The sequence below is a fragment of the Moorena sp. SIO4E2 genome (assembly GCF_010671945.1).
Lineage (GTDB): Bacteria > Cyanobacteriota > Cyanobacteriia > Cyanobacteriales > Coleofasciculaceae > Moorena > Moorena producens.
The window spans coordinates 1-2,093 of record NZ_JAAHIE010000969.1 but is presented as its reverse complement, the minus strand read 5'-3'; the positions used below and the strand labels follow the sequence as shown (position 1 = coordinate 2,093).

Genomic DNA, 2,093 nt, shown 5'->3' with positions numbered 1-2,093 from the left:
GAGATCTACACGCTTGCCCGACACGACGCTCGTCCGATCTGGTTGAAGCAATACCTGCTTCTGCCCAATTGCGTTTGGATGCCAATGGGGGATTGACTAAACAACAAGCTGAGCAGTGGCTGATGGTATGTGACACTATTGGAGCCGTTGAGTTTATCGAACAGCCGCTACCTCCAGAGCAGTTCGATGTGATGTTGGAGATGAGCCACAACTATTCGACTGCGATCGCATTGGATGAATCTGTGGCAACCCTTGACCAACTTGAACAGTGTTACCAGCGGGGATGGCGAGGAATTTTTGTGATTAAAGCTGCGATCGCAGGTTCTCGGAAACGACTACGGCAGTTTTGCCAAACCTATCCGATTGATACCGTGTTTTCATCCGCCTTGGAAACTACAATTGGTCAACAAGCGGTTCTCCAGTTAGCAGCAGAACTCTCTGACTTCAAGCGCGCTGTAGGTTTTGGTGTCAACCATTGGTTTAATCAAGGTTGAAAGCGATGGACGTTCGCGTAGCGTGACCTTTTGGCCAAGGTTAGATGGTTAAAGGTTGGAATGTTTAAGGTTATTGGGTGTTAAGGTGATTTGGTTAGATGGTTGAAGCGTTAAAGAGTAAATGTGGGGAAGATTCATACGTACAACAGCCCCTAAGCTATGTCCAACACCGTTCTGGTGAACAATGGCTGATTGGCTATGATAGCCAGCAAGTTCAGCAAATTATTGAGCAATACTATCAGCAATTCTCCCAACTTTACCAGGAAAAAGCACCGAAAATCCTTTTAGTAGAGCAAAATCCTCTTAAATTTATCGCCGCTTTCCTAGCTGCTGTTGCTAGTAATTGTCATATATTCTTAGGCAATCCCCACTGGGTAAAACCAGAATGGCAACAAGTCCTTAACCAAATCCATCCCGATATAATTATCGGAGAATTAGCCAGGATTATTGAGCCATCAATACTCAATAATCAATACTCAAGGCTCAATAATCAATATTCAATCATCAATATTAACCCCTCAGCACTCATTATGATTCCCACAGGGGGGTCATCTGGCAAAATCCGCTTTGCCATTCACACTTGGGAAACCTTGATGGCATCAGTAGCAGGGTTTCATCAGTATTTTGGGAACAAGCCAGTGAATTCCTTTTGTGTGTTGCCTCTGTATCATGTCAGTGGTTTGATGCAGTTTATGCGATCGCTAACCACCGGTGGACGTATGGTGATTTTGCCCTTTAAAGCCCTCAAAGCTGGCAAAGGACGAGATATTGATCCCAAAGAATTTTTTATCTCTCTGGTACCGACTCAACTAGCCAAGCTGATCAACCAAGATGCGGTTGACTGGTTATCCCGCTTTCGGACAGTGTTGTTAGGGGGTGCTCCGGCTTGGGAATCCCTATTAACACAAGCAAGACAAGATCGTATTCCTTTAGCTCTCACCTATGGCATGACCGAAACCGCTTCTGGTGTAGTGACCCTTAAACCTGAAGATTTCCTCAGTGGTAACAGTGCTAACAGTGCTAACAATAGTTGTGGTCAGGTGTTACCCCATGCCAAGGTGACAATTCGCAATGGTACTGGGGAAATCGTGGAGGCGCTCTCTACCGGTGTGATTACTATTGAGGCAAAGTCCTTATTCCATGGCTACTATAGCGCTAGTAAAAATATCGCCCTAGAGTCTGAGCTAAGTAAATTTCCCAACAGAGTCCAAACGCTACAATCCGACGATTTAGGATATTTCGATCAACAGGGTTACTTATATACTGTTGGGCGTCGCAGTAACAAAATTATTACCGGTGGTGAAAATGTGTTTCCCGCTGAGGTAGAACAGGTAATTCGTGGCACAGGGCTCGTCAGTGATGTTTGTGTGATTGGCTTACCCGATGACTATTGGGGTCAAGTAGTAACCGCTGTTTTTGTACCTAGTTCCGATCAGGTTTCTGTTGCGATGGTGCAACAGAACGTAGAGGGGAATTTGAGTAAATTCAAGTGTCCTAAGGATTGGGTGGCGGTAGAATCTTTACCGCGCAATGGTCAAGGGAAATTGAATTATGAACAGGTGAAAGTTATTGCGCGAGACTGTTTAAGTTAATCTAAAT

Annotated in this window: 2 protein-coding genes; both read left to right on the top strand. The window is 44.9% G+C overall.

What is annotated here, in order from left to right; genetic code table 11:
• Positions 1–494, top strand: a 494-nt coding sequence (menC, locus tag F6K37_RS39565) for an o-succinylbenzoate synthase (protein WP_287256735.1), incomplete at its 5' end; no start/stop codon positions are given.
• 98 nt (positions 495–592) lie between these two features.
• Positions 593–2,086 carry a 2-succinylbenzoate--CoA ligase gene (locus tag F6K37_RS39560; RefSeq protein ID WP_008187034.1) on the top strand — a complete coding sequence of 498 codons (1,494 nt, stop codon included), beginning with the start codon at positions 593–595 and terminating at the stop codon, positions 2,084–2,086.
• Positions 2,087–2,093 lie beyond the last annotated feature (7 nt).